Consider the following 536-nt stretch of genomic DNA (forward strand, 5'->3'; position numbering starts at 1 on the left):
ACGAAGAGGCCGACCGGCTCGGCCTTGCCGATGGCGTACGCCACCTGCACCTCGCAGCGGCGGGCGAGGCCGGCCGCGACGACGTTCTTCGCGACCCAGCGCATCGCGTACGCCGCCGAGCGGTCGACCTTCGACGGGTCCTTGCCGGAGAAGGCGCCGCCGCCGTGCCGGGCCATCCCGCCGTACGTGTCGATGATGATCTTCCGGCCGGTGAGTCCGGCGTCGCCCATCGGGCCGCCGACCTCGAACCGCCCGGTCGGGTTGACCAGGAGCCGGTAGCCGTCGGTGTCGAGCTTGATGCCGTCCTCGGCGAGCTGCCCGAGGACGTGTTCGACCACGTACCGGCGGATGTCCGGGGTGAGCAGCGTGTCGAGGTCGATGTCGGAGGCGTGCTGCGAGGAGACGACGACCGTGTCGAGGCGGACGGCCTTGTCGCCGTCGTACTCGATGGTGACCTGGGTCTTCCCGTCGGGGCGCAGATAGGGCACGGTGCCGTTCTTGCGGACCTCGGTGAGCCGGCGCGAGAGCCGGTGGGC

1 protein-coding gene is annotated in these 536 nt (G+C 71.3%); it reads right to left on the reverse strand.

The window, feature by feature from the left end:
- Positions 1–536: methionine adenosyltransferase domain-containing protein (locus tag IE311_RS36515; protein WP_189836209.1), on the reverse strand; the 536-nt coding region annotated here is incomplete at both ends.

The organism is Streptomyces zaomyceticus (genome assembly GCF_014656215.1).
GTDB classification, from domain to species: domain Bacteria; phylum Actinomycetota; class Actinomycetes; order Streptomycetales; family Streptomycetaceae; genus Streptomyces; species Streptomyces zaomyceticus.